Origin of the sequence: Bradyrhizobium sp. (assembly GCF_049798375.1) — a bacterium.
Lineage (GTDB): Bacteria > Pseudomonadota > Alphaproteobacteria > Rhizobiales > Xanthobacteraceae > Bradyrhizobium.
On the sequence record NZ_JBARGP010000332.1, the window covers coordinates 1 to 3,612 of the forward strand.

General features: G+C 63.8%; 5 protein-coding genes. 3 read left to right on the top strand and 2 right to left on the bottom strand.

Annotated features, from left to right (window positions below):
• On the bottom strand, nucleotides 1–911 hold a 911-nt coding region (locus tag WA702_RS14155; RefSeq protein ID WP_425111159.1), incomplete at its 3' end, for an FAD-binding protein.
• A 263-nt stretch (nucleotides 912–1,174) separates the two neighbouring features.
• Here WA702_RS14155 and WA702_RS14160 point away from each other — a divergent pair.
• Nucleotides 1,175–1,513 carry a putative quinol monooxygenase gene (locus WA702_RS14160; protein WP_425111160.1) on the top strand — a complete coding sequence of 113 codons (339 nt, stop codon included), beginning with the start codon at nucleotides 1,175–1,177 and terminating at the stop codon, nucleotides 1,511–1,513.
• 267 nt (nucleotides 1,514–1,780) lie between these two features.
• On the opposite strand, the gene WA702_RS14165 is transcribed toward WA702_RS14160, so the two are convergent.
• Complete coding sequence (locus WA702_RS14165; protein WP_425111161.1) at nucleotides 1,781–2,206, bottom strand: DUF1993 domain-containing protein; 426 nt, start codon at nucleotides 2,204–2,206, stop codon at nucleotides 1,781–1,783.
• A 200-nt stretch (nucleotides 2,207–2,406) separates the two neighbouring features.
• Here WA702_RS14165 and WA702_RS14170 point away from each other — a divergent pair, with 200 nt between their 5' ends.
• Both WA702_RS14170 and WA702_RS14175 read left to right on the top strand, forming a co-directional pair.
• Nucleotides 2,407–2,988: a TetR/AcrR family transcriptional regulator gene (locus WA702_RS14170; protein WP_425111162.1), complete on the top strand. Its 582-nt coding sequence runs from the start codon at nucleotides 2,407–2,409 to the stop codon at nucleotides 2,986–2,988.
• Nucleotides 2,989–3,249: 261 nt separating this feature from the next.
• Nucleotides 3,250–3,612, top strand: a 363-nt coding sequence (locus WA702_RS14175; RefSeq protein ID WP_425111163.1) for a Hachiman antiphage defense system protein HamA, incomplete at its 3' end; no start/stop codon positions are given.

Sequence of the window (3,612 nt, forward strand, 5' to 3'; positions counted from 1 at the left end):
ATCCGCCACACCGGCCAGTCTCCGACCGGCCCTCCAGAAGCGAACGGCAGCACGTCGCGTAGCGCGGCCCAGGCCGCGGCGGAGGCTGCATCCTCGATGATCTCGGCGGTCCCGAGCGGCGCCAGCAGTTGGGTCAGCGACCCGGCGCGATGGGCGGCGGAGGCCGTGATGCCCTCCAGCCGCAGCAGGGTCAGCGCCTGTCCAGGCGACCCGATCCGCGAGAGCGACTCGATCTCCGCCTGCGACGTGGAGGCCGGCAGATGGGCCGCGCCCGACACGTCGAACGGCGAGCCGAGCGCCGTGGTCATGGCCTTGACGGCCCTTGTCGCATCGAGCCCGCGCAGCACCAAGGTGCGCTCGGCCTCGGGACGCGGCATCACCTTGAGCGTCACCTCGGTCATGACCGCCAGCGTGCCCCAGGACCCCGCCAGCAGCTTGCAGAGATCATAGCCGGTGACGTTCTTCACCACCTTGCCGCCGGTCTTGAAGCTGTCGCCGAAGCCGGAGACGGCATGCGCACCGAGCAGATGGTCGCGCGCGCCGCCGGCCTTAATCCGGCGCGGGCCGGCCAGCCCCGCCGCGATCATGCCGCCGACGGTTCCCTTAGCCTGCATGCCCAGCAGCGGGCCGGTATCCATCGGCTCGAAGGCGAATTGCTGGTTCTTGGAATCGATCAGCGACAGCACGTCGGCGAGCGGCGCGGCCGCCTGCAGCGTGATGATCAGCTCGTTCGGCTCATAGGCGACCACCGCATTGAGCGCGCTGAGGTCCAGCACCGCATTGGTGGCCATGACCTGGCCGACCTGCCGCTTGGTGCCTTGGCCAACGATCTCGAGCGGCTGCTCATTGGCGATCGCGGCGCGGACCACCTCCTCCACGTCGGCTGCGTTGCGTATCTTGAGGGCGTCCACGCTGATGGCCTTGGCTGTTGTTGACGATCCGGCGGACTGCGCCGACGCACGGCCACCACCATTGGACTCTTTCTAATCATAAGCAGGCCAGACACAAGGGTGGCGGCCATCAGCCGTTACGGGCGGCTCCGGCCCAGCACCGCCCACCGACCCGCCCGGGCGCTGCAGTTTCCCGCATGCATCATTCAACCGCGATCGAACTATCCCCGAGACAAACGGCGCTATCGATGCCCTCGCCAATGACCCCAAGGAGAGGAACCACGATGGCCCAATATGCAGATGATACAAAGACGGTGAGCGAGGCGGTGCGCAGCGGCGGCCTGCTGGTGGTGGCGCAATGGGAGGCCAAGGAGGGCGAGGCCGAGAAGGTCGCCGAGATCCTGTCGCACTTCCTCCCCGAGGCGCAAAAGGAGCCCGGAGCGCAACTATTCCTGATCTCCCGCGCCAACGACAATCCTGCGCAGTTCCTGTTCTACGAACTGTTCCGTGACGAGGCCGCGTTCAAGGCGCACCAGGAGAGCGCCCACTTCAAGACCTACATCGCCGGCCAGGCCCTGCCCCTGCTCGCCCGCCGCGAGCGGGCACAATACAGCCTGATCTAGCCGGCCATTGCCCCTGATGTCATCGTCCGCCACCCGGTCCGGCCTCCGGCCGGCCGGATGACAGGCTCCGCGGACGATCCAGTACGCCGTGGCGCCTCGGTCGATCTCTTCTGCTGCGGCGTACTGGATGCTCCGCCGGAGCCTGTCCTCGGGCTCGCCAAAGGCAAGACCCGGGGGCGGAGCATGACAGCGGTGGAGAGGACGAAAGATCCCCATCTACCGACCAAGGTCCGGCGCTACGCCCGCCAGCCCTCCGCAGAGTTCGCCTCAGATGCCGCGGAGGAAGTCGGCCTTGCCGATCTCCACGCCGTTATGGCGCAGGATCGCGTAGGCGGTGGTGACGTGGAAGTAGAAGTTCGGGATCATGAAGCCGAACAGATACTGCTTGGCGGGGAAGCTCATGTCTTTGCCGGCGAGCTTCTGGGTGATGGTGCGATCCTCGGCTCCCGTGAAGCTCTCCGCCGGCAGGCGCTCCAGGAAGGCGACGGCGCTGGCGAGGCGGGCCTTCAGTTCCGCCACGGTCTTATCCTCGTCGGGCAAGCCCGCGATGTCCATTTGCGCCAGGCGCGCCGCGCCGCCCCTCGCTGTTTCCGTGGCGCGATGGATCTGGGTCGAGAACGGCAGCATGTCGAGCGCCAACCGGCTGCCCAGCAGGATGGCCGGGTCCACCCTCTTGCGCTCGGCGTAGGCCACGGCCTTGTCGAGGATGGCGTCGAGATTTTCAGCGCGCGCACCATGCCGGGAACGGTGGCGTCATACATGGACAGGGACACGGGCACACCTTCCGGTTTTACGATTCGATCGCGTGCGTTGCGGGCTTCATTGACTATGGCGGTCACCATATTATGGCGACCGCCATAGCGCCGTCAACCCGGGCCCGGTATGATCGGGACATGCCACGCAAAACCGACGCCCGCGCCCGCGCGATTGCCACCGCCGAACGACTGTTTCGCATCCAGGGCTTTGCAGCGACCGGATTGACCCAGATCATCGCAGAAAGCGGCTCTCCAAAGGGATCGTTCTACTTTCACTTTCCGCGCGGCAAGACCCAGCTCGCCGAGGAAACCATCGATCTCTACCTCGCGAACAGAGCGGCCGTGTTCCGGCAGATCTCGGCGAACACGACCGGCGACGCGCCGACTTTTTTCAAACAGATTTTCGGGGCCATCGCGGCCGAGATGATTGCCGACGACTACCAATATGGATGTCTCATGCAAAATCTGGCGAATGAGCTATCCACGCTGGACGCCGGGCTGACCGAACGGCTCGCACGCGGATTTGTCGATCTGTGCGATATCATTGCAGAGCATCTACGCGGCTGCGGCTTCGCTCCCACGCTCGCCTCCTCCAGCGCAGCCGCCTTGTTGGCCGCCATCGAAGGCGGACGAACCATTGCCCGCGTGGAGCGCGCGCCGGCCGTATTCGAGGCGCTGGCGGATGTCTTTTGCCGGAGGTGGCCTGCCCCTGCGGGGTGATCCGGTTCAATTTGAGTGCATGGCGAATGGCCCCGGCAAACTGATCCGCCATCCGATCGCAACGTGCAATACGCCTCCATCTCTCATGTCAGCGGCCGACTACGTTGCACCGCACTTTTGTTGCATTGCACTAAAGATGCATCGGAAAACTCCGCTGGGGTTTCGATTCCGCATTTGGGATCGAAATAGCAATCCGTACGATTGATTGCCTTCGGTGCAACCATCGGCAATGCTAAGAAATGAGCATGGGGATGAGTCGGGTTGACCGCTTACAGCAACAAACCTAAGCGGTTCCTAGAACGGCTTTATTTTCAGGATGCAGGGAATCCCGTCGACGGGATCTGCTGCGCTGGCTTCGAGCTTAGGGCCTGGCGCTGCACGCCGTTCGCAGAACACCTCATAGAGTGGCTGCCGGAATACGCGCTGCCTGAGGACGAACTCGCGGTCAATCACGGCAACATGTACGTGAAGCTTAGACAGGCTGCGATCCGGGTCTATACGAGTGAAAAATACAAGAAGCGTGGCGAGGCCGGTGAAATCGCCCTTCACGCAATCTGTCGTGACTATTTCGGCACATTGCCAATTTCCAACCGCGTTTTCTACAAAAGTGCATCGAATGATGTA

Coding starts and splice junctions, on each gene's coding strand:
- WA702_RS14170 (WP_425111162.1), top strand. CDS start 2,407: ATGCCACGCAAAACCGACGCCCGCGCCCGCGCGATTGCCACCGCCGAA.
- WA702_RS14160 (WP_425111160.1), top strand. CDS start 1,175: ATGGCCCAATATGCAGATGATACAAAGACGGTGAGCGAGGCGGTGCGC.